The 15,687-nt window shown below is 72.6% G+C and carries 14 protein-coding genes; 12 read left to right on the forward strand and 2 right to left on the reverse strand.

What is annotated here, in order from left to right:
- Positions 1-23: 23 nt before the first annotated feature.
- Positions 24-1,169: an NADH:flavin oxidoreductase gene (locus AC068B_RS25815; RefSeq protein ID WP_478674011.1), complete on the reverse strand. Its 1,146-nt coding sequence runs from the start codon at positions 1,167-1,169 to the stop codon at positions 24-26.
- 75 nt (positions 1,170-1,244) lie between these two features.
- On the opposite strand from AC068B_RS25815, the gene AC068B_RS25820 reads away from it, so the two are divergent.
- The 11 genes from AC068B_RS25820 (at position 1,245) to AC068B_RS25870 (ending at position 12,881) form a co-directional block, all read left to right on the forward strand.
- Positions 1,245-1,859 carry a CGNR zinc finger domain-containing protein gene (locus AC068B_RS25820; RefSeq protein ID WP_478674012.1) on the forward strand — a complete coding sequence of 205 codons (615 nt, stop codon included), beginning with the start codon at positions 1,245-1,247 and terminating at the stop codon, positions 1,857-1,859.
- A gap of 130 nt (positions 1,860-1,989) precedes the next feature.
- Complete coding sequence (locus AC068B_RS25825; protein ID WP_478674013.1) at positions 1,990-2,862, forward strand: tryptophan 2,3-dioxygenase family protein; 873 nt, start codon at positions 1,990-1,992, stop codon at positions 2,860-2,862.
- A complete protein-coding gene (kynU, locus tag AC068B_RS25830; protein ID WP_478674014.1) occupies positions 2,855-4,105 on the forward strand; it encodes a kynureninase in 1,251 nt (416 codons plus the stop codon). The genes AC068B_RS25825 and kynU overlap by 8 nt, the downstream gene beginning before the upstream one ends.
- A 90-nt stretch (positions 4,106-4,195) precedes the next feature.
- Positions 4,196-5,080 carry an alpha/beta hydrolase family protein gene (locus AC068B_RS25835; protein WP_478674015.1) on the forward strand — a complete coding sequence of 295 codons (885 nt, stop codon included), beginning with the start codon at positions 4,196-4,198 and terminating at the stop codon, positions 5,078-5,080.
- A 172-nt stretch (positions 5,081-5,252) separates the two neighbouring features.
- On the forward strand, positions 5,253-6,224 hold the full coding sequence (locus tag AC068B_RS25840) for an alpha/beta hydrolase (protein WP_478674016.1): 972 nt from the start codon (positions 5,253-5,255) through the stop codon (positions 6,222-6,224).
- Positions 6,217-7,422, forward strand: a complete 1,206-nt coding sequence (locus AC068B_RS25845) for an acyltransferase family protein (protein WP_478674017.1) — start codon at positions 6,217-6,219, stop codon at positions 7,420-7,422. Before AC068B_RS25840 ends, AC068B_RS25845 begins: the two co-directional genes overlap by 8 nt.
- A 10-nt stretch (positions 7,423-7,432) precedes the next feature.
- Complete coding sequence (locus AC068B_RS25850; protein ID WP_478674018.1) at positions 7,433-8,842, forward strand: sensor histidine kinase; 1,410 nt, start codon at positions 7,433-7,435, stop codon at positions 8,840-8,842.
- A complete protein-coding gene (locus tag AC068B_RS25855) occupies positions 8,839-9,516 on the forward strand; it encodes a response regulator (RefSeq protein ID WP_478674019.1) in 678 nt (225 codons plus the stop codon). Before AC068B_RS25850 ends, AC068B_RS25855 begins: the two co-directional genes overlap by 4 nt.
- A 104-nt stretch (positions 9,517-9,620) precedes the next feature.
- Positions 9,621-10,961 (forward strand): sensor histidine kinase, encoded by a 1,341-nt coding sequence (locus AC068B_RS25860; protein ID WP_478674020.1) that lies wholly within the window; start codon positions 9,621-9,623, stop codon positions 10,959-10,961.
- Entirely contained in the window at positions 10,958-11,635 is a 678-nt protein-coding gene (locus AC068B_RS25865) for a response regulator (protein ID WP_478674021.1), read from the forward strand. The genes AC068B_RS25860 and AC068B_RS25865 overlap by 4 nt, the downstream gene beginning before the upstream one ends.
- A 19-nt stretch (positions 11,636-11,654) precedes the next feature.
- On the forward strand, positions 11,655-12,881 hold the full coding sequence (locus AC068B_RS25870; protein WP_478674022.1) for a cytochrome P450: 1,227 nt from the start codon (positions 11,655-11,657) through the stop codon (positions 12,879-12,881).
- Between the two features lie 356 nt (positions 12,882-13,237).
- Here the strand turns inward: AC068B_RS25870 and AC068B_RS25875 are convergent, their stop codons facing one another.
- Positions 13,238-14,203 (reverse strand): diacylglycerol kinase family protein, encoded by a 966-nt coding sequence (locus AC068B_RS25875; RefSeq protein ID WP_478674023.1) that lies wholly within the window; start codon positions 14,201-14,203, stop codon positions 13,238-13,240.
- Between the two features lie 175 nt (positions 14,204-14,378).
- Between AC068B_RS25875 and AC068B_RS25880 the strand changes: the two genes are divergently transcribed.
- Positions 14,379-15,662 (forward strand): adenylosuccinate synthase, encoded by a 1,284-nt coding sequence (locus tag AC068B_RS25880; RefSeq protein ID WP_478674024.1) that lies wholly within the window; start codon positions 14,379-14,381, stop codon positions 15,660-15,662.
- The last annotated feature ends 25 nt before the right edge of the window (positions 15,663-15,687 follow it).

Below are 15,687 nucleotides of genomic sequence, written 5' to 3' on the forward strand. Positions count from 1 at the left end.
CCACAGCGGCGCCGCAGACGACGTCAGACCAGCCTGCGCAGCATCTCCGCGTCGTACGGGACCGCCTCCGACAGGCGGCCGGTCAGCGCCTTGTCGGCCCACTCCGGGTCCGCGATCAGCGAGCGGCCCACCGCGATGACGTCGAACTCGTCGCGCTCCATGCGATCCAGGAGCAGGTCGATGCCGGCGGTCGACGTGGTCTCCGTGGAGAACGTCTCCGCGGCCGTGAACTGCTTGTCGAGGCCGACCGAGCCGACGGACAGCGCGGCCTTGCCGGTGATCTTCTTGACCCAGCCCGCGAGGTTCAGGTCGTCGCCGTCGAACTCGGGGAGCCAGTAGCGGCGCGTCGAGGCGTGGAAGGCGTCGACGCCCGCGGCCGCCAGCGGGGCGAGCAGTGCGTCCAGTTCGGCCGGGTCCGCGGCCAGCTTCTCGTCGTAGGCGTTCGCCTTCCACTGGGAGAGCCGGAAGATCACGGGGAAGTCCGGCGAGACCGCCGCGCGCACCGCCTCGACGATCTCGGCCGCGAAACGGGCGCGGGAGGCGAGGCCGCCGCCGTAGCCGTCGGTGCGGCGGTTGGTGCGGTTCCAGAAGAACTGGTCGATCAGGTAGCCGTGCGCGCCGTGCAGTTCGACACCGTCGAAGCCGTTCCGCTCGGCGTCGGCCGCCGCGCGCGCGAAGGCCGCGACGACGTCGTCGATGTCGGCGGACGTCAGCGCGTGGCCCTTCGCATCGCCGTTCAGGTCCAGGCCCGAAGGACCGGCCGGGGGCGCGTCCGGGAAGGGCCCGTCGCCCTCGTTGCGGGTCGCGCCCACGTGCCACAGCTGCGGGACGATCTTGCCGCCCGCCGCGTGCACGGCCCCGGCGACCTGCCGCCAGCCCGCGAGCGGGGCGTCGCCGTGGAAGCGCGGGACGCGGTGGCTGCTGCCCGCCGATGCGTGGTCGACGTACGTGCCCTCGGTGATGATCAGGCCGACACCGCCCGCGGCACGGCGTGCGTAGTACTCCGCCACGTCCGCGCCCGGCACCCCGTCCGGGGAGAAGTTACGGGTCATGGGGGCCATGGCGATGCGGTTGCGCAGGCTGAGGCCGTTGATGTCGAAGGGGCGGTCGAGGAGTCGTGCGGCGCGGGAGGTGGTGGCTTCCGTGGCAGTGGTTTCCGTGGCATCCATATCGGCATCGTACGCCCACGACAGCACTGTAAGTCTTTTACTCATGTCCTCTCGGGGGCGGGTACCGTGAAAGGTATGAACTGGCCCGCGACCGAGCGCCACTGTCTGACCGCCGCGCCCGGCGGCCTCGCCCTTGTCCAGGACCTCCTGAACACCGCGCCCGCCACCCCCGCCGACCTGCCCGACCTGCTGGCGGACGGCTCGCTCGGTGCCGTCCAGGAGTGGGCCGACCAGGCGGTGCGCGGCTGGTCGCGGGAGACCGGCAGAGGTGACGTACACCTCGTGCTCACCGACGACGACCTGCCCAAGCTGCGCTGTCTGCGCGACCAGGTGCGGCGCGCGCTCACCGCGGGCGACTGCGGGGGCGACGCGGTGCGGTTCACCTCCGCGCCGGTCGTCGTCGGGCTCGCGGGAGACGGCACCCTCACCCTGGAGCCGGAGGGCGCGGGCGCGCGCTGGCTGGCGTCCGCGGTGCTCGCCGAGGGGCTGCTCGCCCAGGCCGCGGACAACTGGCGCCGCCTGAAGATCTGCCGCAACGCGGCCTGTTCCGCCGCGTTCTACGACCGCTCCCGCAACAACAGCGGCGTCTGGCACTCGGTCCGCGGCTGCGGGAACGCCGCCCATCTGCGCGCCTGCCGGGAGCGGCGCCGCGAGCACTCCGGTGCGGAGGAAAGTGGCGTAAGGGCTTAGCTGCTGTCCGGTGTGGGCGTGTCTTGCCGATTCCGGGAAAGTTGCAGAAGATTCCGGTGGGGACCGGGGCCCCCGTGTCGGTAACGGCAGGGGCGGACCGCTACCCGGAGTACGTATCGAGGAGACAGTGATGTCCCCAGAGACGCATGAGGCATCCCCCGAGGAGCGCGCGGCGTCCACCGAGGTCAACGAGGCGGAGAGCCCGAACCTCGACTTCGCAGGCACCACCCCGTACGAGGACTACGTCCAGGCGGACGTCCTCACCCACCTGCAGCACCTGCGCTCGGACGACCCCGGCGAGATGGTCTTCCTGGTCACCACCCAGGTCATGGAGCTGTGGTTCACGGTGATCGTCCACGAGTGGGAGACCGCGGCGCACGCCCTGCGCCGCGACGACGTCCCCGTGGCGGTGGCCGCGCTCAAGCGCAGCCTGCGCGAGCTGGAGGCCCTGAACGCCTCCTGGCGCCCGCTCGCCCAGCTCACCCCCGGCCAGTTCAACTCCTACCGCAGCGCGCTCGGCGAGGGCTCCGGCTTCCAGTCCGCGATGTACCGCCGCATGGAGTTCCTGCTCGGCGACAAGTCCGCGTCGATGCTCGTCCCGCACCGGGGCGCCCCGCGCGTCCACGCGGAGCTGGAGAAGGCCCTCCAGGAGCCGAGCCTGTACGACGAGGTGCTCGGCCTCCTCGCGCGGCGCGGCTACGCGATACCGGCGTCCGTCCTGGAGCGCGACCTCGCCAAGCGCTACGAGCCTTCGCCCGAGGTCGAGGCCGTCTGGACCGAGCTCTACTCCGGCGACGAGAGCGGCGACCTGGCCCGCCTCGGCGAGACGCTGACGGACGTCGGCGAGCTGGTCTGGCGCTGGCGCAACGACCACCTGGTCGCCACCCGCCGCGCCATGGGCTCCAAGACCGGCACGGGCGGCTCCGCGGGCGTGGCCTGGCTGGAGAAGCGTGCTACGAAGAACGTGTTTCCCGAGCTGTGGACTGCGAGGAGCCATGTCTGACCTGCGGGACGACCTGCGGACCGAGGCCGAGGTCCTGGACGCCGCCGATGAACTCCGGGCCAAGCGGAAGGAGTTCGTCCTCGACGAGACGGTGTACCTGGACGGCAACTCCCTGGGGGCACTGCCCGCGAACGTGCCGGGCCGCCTCGCCGAAGTGATGACCCACGAGTGGGGCAAGCTCCGCATCCGTTCCTGGGACGAGAGCGGCTGGTGGACCGCCCCCGAGCGCATCGGCGACCGCATCGCCCCGCTCGTCGGCGCCGCCCCCGGCCAGATCGTGGTCGGCGACTCCACCAGCGTCAACGTCTTCAAGGCCCTGGTGGCCGCGGTCCGCATCGCACGGGACCCCGAAGGCACGGGGGGCCCCGGAGGCACCGGGTCCCAGGACAACCCTTCCGGGGGGCGCGACGAGATCATCGTTGACGCCACGACGTTCCCCACGGACGGGTACATCGCGGAGTCGGCGGCCCGCCTCACCGGCTGCCGCCTCCTGCCGGTGGCACCGGGCGACGTCCCCGGCGTCCTCGGCGACCGCACCGCCGCCGTCCTGCTCAACCACGCCGACTACCGCACCGGACGCCTGCACGACCTGCCGGGTCTTACGGCGGCGATCCACGCGGCGGGCGCGCTCGCCGTCTGGGACCTGTGCCACACGGCGGGCGCCCTGCCGGTCGGCCTGGACGAGCACGGCGTGGACCTCGCGGTGGGCTGCACCTACAAGTACCTCAACGGCGGCCCGGGTGCGCCCGCCTACATCTACGTACGCGAAAGCCTGCAGTCCCGCTTCGACTCCCCGCTGCCCGGCTGGAACTCGCACGCCGAACCCTTCGGGATGCGGCCCGAGTTCGAGGCGGCCGACGGGGCGCTGCGCGGTCGCGTCGGCACGCCGGACATCCTGTCGATGCTCGCCCTTGAGGCGTCGCTCGATGCCTGGGACGGCGTCTCCATCGACGCCGTGCGCGCCAAGTCCCTCGCCCTGACGGACTTCTTCCTGCGGTGCGTCGAGGCGTACGTGCCCGAGGGCCTCGTCGAGTCCCTCACCCCGGCCGCGCACACCGAGCGCGGCAGTCAGGTCGCGCTGCGCTGCGAGGGTGCCGGTGACGTGATGCGGCGCCTCGTCGAGCAGGGCGTGGTCGGCGACTTCCGCGCGCCGGACGTGCTGCGGTTTGGATTCACGCCGCTGTACGTCTCCTTCGGCGATGCCGAGCGGGCGGCTCGTGTCCTCGCTCGCACGCTGGCCTGATAGCGTCCGGCGGATCTTGCCCCCGCTTTTCCGCACCCCGGAAGGGCGGGGGCCCGCCCGCAAGCCGCACTGCTGTTGAGAGGTTGCCGCATGCCGGACGACGCCGCCGTGGCCCGCGATGCCGCCGAGGCCGAAGCCGCCTTCTCGCATCCCGCCGTGAAGCCGGACGCCACCGTCGCGTACGGCGAGCACCCCGACCAGGTCGTGGACCTCTACGCCCCCAGGGGTGACGCCCACGGTGCCGGTTCCGCGCCCCTCGTCGTCGTCCTGCACGGCGGCGCGTGGCGGGCGCCCTACGACCGGCAGCACGTCACACCGTTCGCCGACTTCCTCGCGCGCCGCGGCTTCGCGGTGGCCAACGTCGAGTACCGCAGGGGCAGTCCGATCCCCGCGCAGGGCGGCACGAGCCCGGTGGCCGGGCGCTGGCCGGAGACCTTCGACGACGTGGCCGCCGCCTTCGACGCCCTGCCCGCGCTCGTACGGGATGCGCTGCCCTCGGCCGACCCGCGCCGCACCGTCGTGACCGGGCACTCCGCGGGCGGCCACCTCGCGCTGTGGGCGGCCGCACGCCATCTCCTGCCCGCCGACGCGCCCTGGCGCACCGGCCGCCCCGCCCTGCTGCGCGGCGTCGTCGCGCTCGCGCCGATCGCGGACTTCCGGACCGCCGAGGCGCTGGAGGTCTGCGGCGGCGCGGCCGCGCAACTCCTCGGCGGCACGGACCGGTTCGAGGAACGCCTGCCGTACGCCGACCCGGCGGCGCTGCTCCCGTCGGGCATCGCCACGACCGTGGTGCAGGGGCGCACCGACATCGTCGTGCCGCAGGAGGTGTCCGAGGCGTACGCCGACGCGGCCGCCAAGGCGGGCGAGGTGGTGGGGCTGACGCTCCTGGAGGACGTGGGGCACTTCCCGCTGATCGACCCGGCGGCGGACGCGTGCGCGGTGGTCGCCGAGGAGATCGCGCAACTGGCGTTCTGACCTGCGTCGGTTGAGGCCCAGGTGTCACCCCTGGGGATACCCGTAATACCTGAGAGCTATCCGCGGCTGTATACCCCAGTGTGATGTGAGCGACAGCGTCCGATCCATAACTTCCTTTCCGTGAGCACGAGTCGGAGCCCCGGCCCGTGCGGACACGGAAGGGCAGGACGTGATGAGGATCCGGGCCGGGCGGCTGCGCCGCACCTTGTTGGCCGTAGGTGTCGCCGCCGCCGTGGTGATCCCGGTGTCGGGCGCCGCGCGCCCGGAGATCCCGGCTCCCGTCCCCGCCGCCCTCGGCCGCGTCACGGCGGCGACGCTCGCCGACGCCTATGAGGCGAACAGGGCGAACGCCACGGAGGCGGCAGCCCTGGCCGAGGGGTACGGCGCGGCGGAGCGGGCCGCGGCCCTGCGCGCCATGGCCTCCCCCGACCGGCAGTTCCTCGCCTTCGACGGGCGCGGCACGGGCCGCACCGCCGAGGTGTTCGGCGACCTGACGGGCGCGGACCGCGTCGCCGTCCTGGTCCCGGGCTCGGACACGTCCCTCGATGCGTACGGCAGGCTGCGCTCCGGCGCCCTCGCCCTGCACGCGGAGCTCGCCCGGCACGTGGAGCCGGGTCACCGCACGGCCGTCGTGGCCTGGTTGGGGTACGAGACGCCGGGCACGGTCAGCCCCGCCGTCCTGACCACGGGCCGCGCGGACGGCGCGGCGCCCGCCCTGCGCTCCTTCGTCGCAGGGCTCCACGGGATCAACGATCACGCGCGCGTGTCCCTGCTCTGCCATTCGTACGGCTCGGTGGTGTGCGGCAGCGCCGCAGCGGGCCCGCGCGGCCTGGACGTCGCCGACATCGTGCTCTACGGCAGCCCGGGGACCGGCGTCGACAAGGCCGCCGACCTGCACACCCGGGCCCGGGTCTGGGCGGGCCGCGGCGCCGACGACTGGATCGCCGACGTGCCGCACACCAGCGCCGACGTCTTCGGCACGACCGTCGGCTTCGGCACCGATCCGGTCTCCGCCGGTTTCGGCGCCCGGGTCTTCGCGGCGGGCGACGGCGGCCACAGCGACTATCTGAAGCCGGGCTCGGTCCCGCTCGGCAACCTCGCACGGATCGTGCGCGGGGACGCATCGGAGGTCAGTCATGCGTGAGCGCCGCCTGTCCGTTCTCGTCCGACGTGTCGACGTGGCCACGCCCCCGGGCAGGGACCGCGCGGTCGACGCCCTGCGGGCCTTCGCCATCCTCGGTGTGGTGGGCGGGCACTGGCTGGTCACCGCCCTGGTGTCGGACGGCGGCGTGCTGCGCGCCGCGAGCCCCCTGGGCGCCATGCCGTGGCTCGCGCCGATCTCCTGGGTCTTCCAGACACTGGCCGTGTTCTTCCTGGTGGGCGGGCATGTGGCGACGAAGAGTTATGCGTCGGCGCGCGAGCGGGGCATGGGCTACCGCGCATGGCTCGCCGCCCGGCTCGGCCGCCTCTTCAGGCCGGTGGCCGCCTTGCTCGCGCTGTGGACCGCCGTCGCCGTGGGCCTGCTCCTGTCGGGCGCGGACCTGGACACCGTCCACACGCTGGTCAAGCTGGCGCTGTCGCCCCTGTGGTTCCTGCTGGTCTTCGCCGCCCTCACGGCGGCCACCCCGATGGTGCGGCGGCTCAACCCGCTGTGGCCGCTGGCCGTCGTTCTGCACGTGGATCTCGCGCGGTTCGGCTTCGGCGGCCCGGCCTGGCTCGGCTGGGTGAACGTGGCGGCGGGCTGGCTCGTGCCGTACACGCTGGGCGCGGCCTGGGCGCGGGGCGAGCTGACGCGGAGGTCGGGGCGGGTGCTCCTGGTGGGCGGCGCGGCGGCCACCGCGGGTCTTGTCCTGTGGGCCGGGTATCCGGCGTCCATGGTCGGCGTCCCGGGCGAGGCGGTGTCGAACCTGGATCCGCCGACCCTCGCGGTCGTCGCCTTCGGCCTGGCCCAGTGCGGTCTGGCCCTGCTGCTCAAGGAGCCCTTGGCCCGGTGGCTGCGCAGGCCCGCGGCCTGGGCGGCGGTGGCCCTGGTGAACGTCTCGGCGATGACGATATTCCTCTGGCACCAGACGGCTCTGATGGCGGTCACCGCGCTCGGTCTGCTCGCCGGGGGCCCGCTGCCCGGTCTGCACACGGTGCCGGACGGGCCGGGCTGGGTGCTGGCCCGCGTCGCGTGGCTGCCGGTGTTCGGTCTTGGGCTCGCGGTCTGCTGGTCGGCGTTCCGGTCGTACGAGCGGGGCGGTCGGGCCGGGCGGCGGGCGGGGGCGTCCGTGGTGCGGGCCCGGCACCGGCCCCGGCACCGGCCAGGGGCAGCGGGAGCGGAGGGGATGCGGCGTGTCTAGGGTTGATCTTGTGGACGGAGCGGGCCGCGGGAGCGGCGACGGGGAGAGATCCGGCGGGTCGGTCGTGGCGGGCCTGAACGGTCTGCGCAAGGAGCTGGTGACGGTGGCGCGGATGCCGCTGCCGCCGCTCCGGCGGCCCCGGCTGCTGCGCTGGGCCGTGCACGCCGTGATCGTGGTCCTCACCGTCAGCACGACCGTCGGCAACCTCGACCAGTTCTCGCAGCGCTACCACCTCGGGCACTCGGGCGGCACGCTGATGGCGCTGCTGCTGGGGGCGGCGATGCTGCTCGCGCTGGTGCACCCGGTACCGGCGTGGTGGCTGTCCCTCGGGGTGAGCACGGCCGCCGCCGCGATGGCGACGGTGCCGTTCGTCCAGGGCCCGGAACCCTGGCCGTGGGGTCCCCCGGCACTGGTAGCGCACGCGACGGTGTCCCTGCTGCTCGCGCTGCGGGTGCCACCCAGGGCCGCCTGGACCGCGTGCGTCCTGAGCCTCGGCGTCCCGCTCCTGCTGCAACAGACGAGCAACCCCGGCCCGTACGACACGACGGTGCCCTTGGCGGCGCTCGTGTTCGGCGCCGTCACCCTCTTCGGCACGCTGCTGCGCGGCCGCCGAGAGACCCGTGACCAGCTGGTCGAGCAGGAGACGATCACCGCCGAGGAGCGGGCCAGGCGCACCCTCCTGGAGGAGCGCAGCCGCATCGCCCGCGAGCTGCACGACGTGGTCGCCCACCACATGTCCGTGATCTCCATCCAGGCGCAGGTCGCCCCGCACCTGGTGCAGGACCCGCCCGAGGAGCTCAGGGAGAACCTCGCGGGCATCAGGGAGAACGCGCTCGAAGCCCTCACCGAGCTGCGCCGCGTCCTCGGCGTCCTGCGCTCGGAGAACCCCGGGGACCCGGAGCTCGCGCCGCAGACCCCGCTGCCCACCCTGGAGCGCCTGGACGCCCTCGTCGACAACGCGCGCGCGGCCGGACTGACCGTCCGCAACGAGAGCGCGGGGGAGCCGCGCCCGCTGCCGCCGGGCGTCGACCTGTCGGCGTACCGCATCGTGCAGGAGGCGCTCAGCAACGCGATCCGGCACGCGCCGGGCGCGACGGTGCGGATCGACCTCGCGTACGCACGGGCCGGGCTGCACCTCCGGGTCACCGACTCCGGCGGGCACACCGAGGCGCCGCCCTCGCCCGGCGCGGGCCACGGCCTGCTCGGCATGCGGGAGCGGGTGGCCATGCTGGGCGGTGACCTCGCGACGGGCCCCACCCAGGACGGAGGCTTCGAGGTATCGGCGTTCCTCCCGGCCCCCCTGCCCAAGGACACGACACCGACCGACGCGATACCCACCGACGCGATATCCACCGACGCGCCACCGACCGAGGCGCCACCGACCGACGCCCCGCCGACCGACGGAGAGACCAAGCCATGACGATCAAGGTGCTGATCGCCGACGACCAGATCATGGTCAGGCAGGGCTTCTCCGTCCTGCTGAACGCGGAGCCGGACATCGAGGTGATCGGCCAGGCCGTCGACGGCGCGGACGCGGTCGCCAAGGTCGCCGAGCTCGCGCCGGACGTGGTGCTCATGGACATCCGCATGCCCGAGCTGAGCGGCATCGAGGCCACCCGCCGCATCACGGCGGAGCTGCCCGGCGTCCCGGACGTCAGGGTCCTGGTCCTGACCACCTTCGACCTCGACGAGTACGTGTACGAGGCGCTGCGCGCGGGCGCCTCCGGCTTCCTGCTCAAGGACGCGTCGGCGGACCAGCTCGCGGAGGCCGTCCGCGTCGTGGCGGCCGGGGACGCGCTGCTCGCGCCCGGGATCACCCGGCGCCTCATCGCGGAGTTCGCCCGCATGGACAACGGGACGCGCGGCCCCCTCAAGCCCCGCGTCGGCGAGCTGACCGAGCGCGAGACGGAGGTCCTCGCCCTGATCGCGCAGGGCCTGTCGAACGGGGAGATAGCGGTGCGGCTCGTGGTCGCCGAGCAGACCGTGAAGACGCACGTCGGCCGCATCCTGGTGAAGCTGGGCCTGCGCGACCGGACCCAGGCGGCGGTGTTCGCGTACGAGACGGGGGTGGTGCGCCCCTCGGGCAGGCAGTAGGGCTACCCGCCGAGGTCACCCCGCGAGTAGTACCTGCGACGGACCCCGCGGAACCCGTCTCGCTGTGGACGACCGGGTTGCCTCCGGCCCGTACCTTCGTAGACGTGACCGAAACGACTGAGCAGCTCAAGGCCAGCGGCCAGAAGAGCCCCGAGTACCACCTCGTGCGGGAGGCCCTCGGCGGCCTGCGCGAGGCGCTTTTCCGCGACCCCTTCGCCTACCGGCTGCTGCCTCCCAGGACGATGGAGGGGCGGATGGCCCGCCTCCTGCCGAAGCGGATACGGGCGTACGCCGTGTGGACCCCGCACGCCCTGCTGATCGGCGCGGCACTGATCACCCTCTTCATCTCCTACCAGTTGAGCCTGGGCGGGGGGATCGCGCACCTCCTCACCGGCCTCATCCCGGCGGCCGCCATCCTGATGACCATGGTCAGGCCGGTCGGCGCGTTCTGGGTCTCGCTCGTCTCGGCCCCGTTCACCGCGGTGCTCGGCAACACCTGGGACGGGTGGCCGTGGACGCCCCCCGCGTTCTTCGGGCACATCGTGGTGATGGTCGTCGTCGCGGCCAGGACCGGTCCGCGCACCGCCGTGTGGATGTGGCTCGGCACGGCGGGGTACGCGCTGGTCATGGAGGTCGCCCTCGGCAGCCCCGGCGGCGCGTCCGACGGCCCGATGATGCTGTTCTTCTCCGCACTCGGACTGCTGGTCACCACCGTGGTGCACGTGCGCCGCGAGGCGCAGCACGAGGTCACCGTGCAGCGCACCGTCACCGCCATCGAGCGCGACAAGCGCACCCTCCTTGAGGAGCGCACCAACATCGCCCGCGAGCTGCACGACGTGGTCGCCCACCACATGTCGGTGGTCGCCATCCAGGCCGAGGCCGCGCCCTACCGCGTGGAGAACCCGCCGCCCGAGCTGGAGCAGGCCTTCGTCACGATCCGCGAGAACGCGGTGTCCGCGCTCACCGAACTGCGCCGCGTCCTCGGCGTCGTACGGGCGGAGGACTACGAGGCGCCGGACGCCCCGCAGCCCACGCTCGCCGACCTCGACCGGCTCCTGGCCAACGTCCGCGACGCGGGCCTGACCGTCGACAAGGTGATCACCGGAGCCGCCCGCGAGCTGCCGCAGGGCGTCGAGCTCTCGGCGTACCGCATCGTGCAGGAAGCGCTCAGCAACAGCCTGCGCCACGCGCCCGGCGCCGCGGCCCGCGTCGAGGTCGGCTACGTCCTCGGCGGCCTCGGCCTGCGCATCGTGAACGGCCCCGCGACCGGCCTGGTCAAGCCGTCCCCGGGCGCGGGACACGGCATCACCGGCATGCGGGAGCGCGTCTCGATGCTGAACGGCGAGATGACGGCGGAACCGGCCGCGGACGGCGGCTACGAGGTCACGGTCTTCCTGCCGGTGCCGCTCGCGGACCGGCTGGACCCGGCGGGAGAAGACGCATGACGATCAAGGTGCTGATCGCCGACGATCAGATGATGGTGCGGGAGGGCTTCTCCGTCCTCCTGAACGCGATGCCCGACATCGAGGTCATCGGGGAGGCCGTGAACGGCCGGGAGGCGGTCCGGCGAGTCCGCGAACTCGCCCCCGACGTCGTCCTCATGGACATCCGCATGCCCGAGCTGAACGGCATCGAGGCGACCCGCGAGATCATCGCCTCCGAGGGCGACACTGATGGTTGCAAGGTCCTGGTCCTGACCACCTTCGACCTCGACGAGTACGTCTACCAGGCACTCCGCGCGGGCGCCTCCGGCTTCCTCCTCAAGGACGCCTCGGCACGCCAACTGGCGGACGGCGTAAGGGTGGTGGCCTCCGGCGAGGCGCTGCTCGCGCCGACCGTGACGCGCCGTCTGATCACGGAGTTCTCGAAGCTCGCGGAGACCCCGCGGCTCTCGGCGACGGTCCAGGCGCAGCAGTACGGCGAGCTCACCGAGCGCGAGACGGAGGTCCTCGTCCTCATCGCGCAGGGCCTGTCGAACTCGGAGATCGCCTCGCGGCTCGTGGTCGCCGAGTCCACCATCAAGACGCACGTCAGCCGGGTCCTGGTGAAGCTGGGGCTGCGGGACCGCACGCAGGCGGCGGTGTTCGCGTACGAAGCGAGGCTGGTCACGCCGGGGTGAGCGGCACTAGCGTCCCTCCATGGATGCAGCGTTCGAAGCGGCAGAGGTCTTCGCCCCCTCGTCACCGGAGTTCGTCGCCGACCCCTATCCGGCGTACGCGCGCCTGCGCGAGGCGGGCCGCGCCCACTACAGCGCGCCCACCGACCAGTGGCTGATCCCGCACCACGCGGACGTCTCGGCCCTGCTGCGCGACCGGCGCCTGGGCCGCACCTATCTGCACCGCTTCACGCACGAGGAGTTCGGCCGCAGGCCCCCGCCGCCCGAGCACGAGCCGTTCCACGTCCTCAACGACAACGGCATGCTGGACCTGGAGCCGCCCACCCACCCCCGCATCCGCCGCCTCGTGTCGAAGGCGTTCACGCCGCGGACCGTCGAGCAGCTCCGGCCGTACGTCGAGAAGCTGGCGGACGAGCTCGCGCGCGACCTGGTGGCGGACGGCGGCGGTGACCTGGTGGCGCGCGTCGCCGAACCGCTGCCGGTGGCGGTCATCGCCGAGATGCTGGGCATCCGGGAGAGCGACCGCGCACTGCTGCGCCCCTGGTCGGCGGCGATCTGCGGCATGTACGAACTGAACCCGCCCGCGGCGACGGCGGCGCGCGCGGTCCGCGCCTCCGTCGAATTCTCCTCGTACCTGCGGGAGCTGATCGCCGTACGCCGGGAGAAGCCGGGCGAGGACCTGATCTCGGGCCTGATCGCGGCGTACGAGGACGGGGAGTCGCTCAGCGAGCAGGAGATGATCTCGACGTGCGTGCTCCTCCTGAACGCGGGGCACGAGGCGACGGTGAACGCCACGGTCAACGGCTGGCACGCGCTGTTCCGCAACCCGGCCCAACTGGCCGCCCTGCGCGCGGACCCGGCCGCCCTCGTCCCCACGGCGGTCGAGGAACTGATGCGGTACGACACCCCGCTCCAGCTCTTCGAGCGCTGGGTCCTCGACGACATCGAGATCGACGGGGTGACGATCCCGCGCGGCGCGGAGCTGGCACTCCTCTTCGGCTCCGCCAACCACGACCCCGCGGTCTTCGCCCGCCCCGCCGACCTGGACCTGACCCGCCGCGACAACCCGCACATCTCCTTCAGCGCGGGCATCCACTACTGCATCGGCGCGCCGCTCGCCCGCATCGAGCTGGCGGCATCCCTGAGCGCGTTGCTCCGCAGGGCGCCGGGCCTCCGGCTGGCGGCGGACCCGCCCCGCACCCCGAACTTCGTCATCCGCGGCTTCAGGGAGCTGCTGGTAGAGCCATGAACCCGGCCCCACCACCGCCCTGCGCCGTCCGGCGGGGGCAGGAGCCCCAAGCCCGCCGCTTCGCGGCGGATCTATCCCACCCACCCGTTTGCCCCGCGACGTCCAGCGGGGGTAGGAGCCGGGGCTGCCCGGGGAGGCCCTCCGCCCCCCCCGTCGGCCCGCAGTCGCGTACGAGACGGGAGGGGACGCGGGGGTATGTGCGCACGGAGCACCGAGCCAACCCTGACAGCCAGAAGCTCTCCAGGCGTGGCGCAGGGATAGCGAGTACGTACATACCCCCGCGGCCCCGCACCCACAACCGAACCCCAGGCGCAGACGCCCACCCAAAGCGCGTCCCGCCCAAAACGCGTCCCCGCCTACCGCGGCAGCGTCAACCCCCAAGCCATAGGCCTGACCGTCCACGTCCTCGTCCGCACCGGCCCCGCCACCACCGCATCCGCCCGATACCGGAAATCCGCCCCCGAAACCGTCACCGTCCGCGCCCGCACCCGCATCAGCCCCGCATCCGTATCCGCACCCCCACCTGCATCCGCATCCGCACCCCCACCCGACCCCCCACCCGACGACCCCCCACCCGCCCCCACCGAAGCCCGCCGCACCTCCACCTGCGCGAGGCCGCCGCCCCCCGCCGTGACGCGCACCCCCTCGACCGGCTGGTCCAGGCCCACGAGGGTGACCCCGTCGACCTCGATCCGGAGCCGGGTGGGCGGCGTGGGACGGGCGGGACGGGCAGGGCGCGTGGGACGTGTGGCGAGGGTGCGGACGAACGACTGGCACGAGCGCAGCCACGCATGCCCCTCCGCCGCGCTCCCCGCGATCACCCGGGACGACCCCCCGGTGGCCACCGGCGAGGAGGAGACATCACCCTCCCCCAGGGATTCCTCAGCCACCCCCACCACCGGCGGAATCCGAAGATCCCCGAGCACGACCCCGTCACTGTCGTCCACCAGCAGATCGAGCCTCCGCTCGGCGCCCTCCAGGACCGCCCGCGCCGCGGCCACCGCCCCCGCGGGCACCCCGAGCCCGCGCGTGAGCGTCTGCGCGGCCCCCACGGGGACGACCGAAAGCCCGCATCCGGCGAGGTCCCGCTCCCGGTGGAGCACGGCGACCGCCCGCAGCAGCGCCCGATCGTCACCGACCACCACGAGCCGTCGCGCACCCCTCCTGGCCAGCGCTTTCGCGAAGTCCTCGGGGCCGTCGGGGAGGCAGACACGGACCGCCGCGCCCGCACCGAGCACATCCTTCGCGATCCGTACCGACTCACCGTCCGTGCGCCGGGCGACCGGGTCGATGACGACTAGGAGCTGGTCGCGAGCCGACAACGTGCGCCCTTTCTTTTAGCCGTTCTTTGAGACCTCGGGTAGCATCTTTGTGCAAGAGCCCCTTGCGCTATTGCGCCAGGGGCTTCGTCTATTCCGGGGCAGCATCCAAGGCACACCCATCGGCGGCTACGGCCCCAGACCTTGGACATGCCCCGCCCGGAAGGGGTGTACGCCTGTGCCCGCACTTGTGCTGCTCGGTGCTCAGTGGGGTGACGAAGGCAAGGGAAAGGCCACTGACCTGCTCGGTGGCTCCGTGGACTATGTAGTGCGCTACCAGGGCGGCAACAACGCCGGCCACACGGTCGTCGTAGGCGACCAGAAGTACGCGCTGCATCTCCTCCCTTCCGGGATTCTCTCCCCGGACTGCGTGCCCGTCATCGGCAACGGAGTCGTCGTCGACCCGTCGGTCCTGCTCTCCGAGCTGAGCGGTCTGAACGAGCGCGGCGTCGACACGTCGAAGCTGCTGATCAGCGGCAACGCGCACATCATCACGCCGTACAACGTGACCGTCGACAAGGTGACGGAACGCTTCCTCGGCAAGCGCAAGATCGGCACGACGGGCCGCGGCATCGGCCCGACCTACGCCGACAAGATCAACCGCACCGGCATCCGCGTGCAGGACCTCTACGACGAGTCGATCCTGCAGCAGAAGGTCGAAGCGGCGCTGGAGATCAAGAACCAGCTCCTCACCAAGCTCTACAACCGGCGCGCCATCGAGGCGGAGCAGATCGTGGAGCAGCTCCTGGAGCACGGCGAGAACATCAAGCAGTACGTCGCCGACACCACCCTGATCCTCAACAACGCGCTCGACGAGGACAAGGTCGTCCTGTTCGAGGGCGGCCAGGGCACGCTCCTGGACGTGGATCACGGCACGTACCCCTTCGTCACCTCCTCGAACCCGACCGCGGGCGGCGCCTGCACGGGTACGGGCGTCGGCCCGACGAAGATCAGCCGGGTCATCGGCATCCTGAAGGCGTACACGACCCGCGTCGGCGCGGGCCCGTTCCCGACGGAGCTGTTCGACAAGGACGGTGAGGCGCTGCGCACCATCGGCGGCGAGCGCGGTGTCACCACAGGACGGGACCGCCGCTGCGGCTGGTTCGACGCCCCGATCGCCCGGTACGCGACGCGCGTCAACGGCCTGACGGACTTCTTCCTCACGAAGCTCGACGTCCTCACCGGCTGGGAGCAGATCCCGGTCTGCGTGGCGTACGAGATCGACGGAAAGCGCGTCGAGGAGCTCCCGTACAACCAGACCGACTTCCACCACGCGAAGCCGATCTACGAGATGCTGCCGGGCTGGTCCGAGGACATCACCAAGGCCCAGACCTTCGCCGACCTGCCGAAGAACGCGCAGGGTTACGTGAAGGCGCTGGAGGAGATGTCCGGCGCGCCGATCTCCGCGATCGGCGTGGGCCCGGGCCGCACGGAGACGATCGAGATCAATTCGTTCGTGTAACCCGTGTAGCGCGTGTAACCCGCAT

It is taken from the genome of Streptomyces sp. NPDC042371, assembly GCF_056437465.1.

What these genes read in the sequence shown, in the direction of transcription:
- AC068B_RS25820 (WP_478674012.1), top strand. Translation starts at nt 1,245, where the DNA reads ATGAACTGGCCCGCGACCGAGCGCCACTGTCTGACCGCCGCGCCCGGC.
- AC068B_RS25870 (WP_478674022.1), top strand. Translation starts at nt 11,655, where the DNA reads ATGGATGCAGCGTTCGAAGCGGCAGAGGTCTTCGCCCCCTCGTCACCG.
- AC068B_RS25815 (WP_478674011.1), bottom strand. Translation starts at nt 1,169, where the DNA reads ATGGATGCCACGGAAACCACTGCCACGGAAGCCACCACCTCCCGCGCC.
- AC068B_RS25855 (WP_478674019.1), top strand. Translation starts at nt 8,839, where the DNA reads ATGACGATCAAGGTGCTGATCGCCGACGACCAGATCATGGTCAGGCAG.
- AC068B_RS25840 (WP_478674016.1), top strand. Translation starts at nt 5,253, where the DNA reads ATGAGGATCCGGGCCGGGCGGCTGCGCCGCACCTTGTTGGCCGTAGGT.
- AC068B_RS25835 (WP_478674015.1), top strand. Translation starts at nt 4,196, where the DNA reads ATGCCGGACGACGCCGCCGTGGCCCGCGATGCCGCCGAGGCCGAAGCC.
- kynU (WP_478674014.1), top strand. Translation starts at nt 2,855, where the DNA reads ATGTCTGACCTGCGGGACGACCTGCGGACCGAGGCCGAGGTCCTGGAC.
- AC068B_RS25865 (WP_478674021.1), top strand. Translation starts at nt 10,958, where the DNA reads ATGACGATCAAGGTGCTGATCGCCGACGATCAGATGATGGTGCGGGAG.
- AC068B_RS25845 (WP_478674017.1), top strand. Translation starts at nt 6,217, where the DNA reads ATGCGTGAGCGCCGCCTGTCCGTTCTCGTCCGACGTGTCGACGTGGCC.
- AC068B_RS25825 (WP_478674013.1), top strand. Translation starts at nt 1,990, where the DNA reads ATGTCCCCAGAGACGCATGAGGCATCCCCCGAGGAGCGCGCGGCGTCC.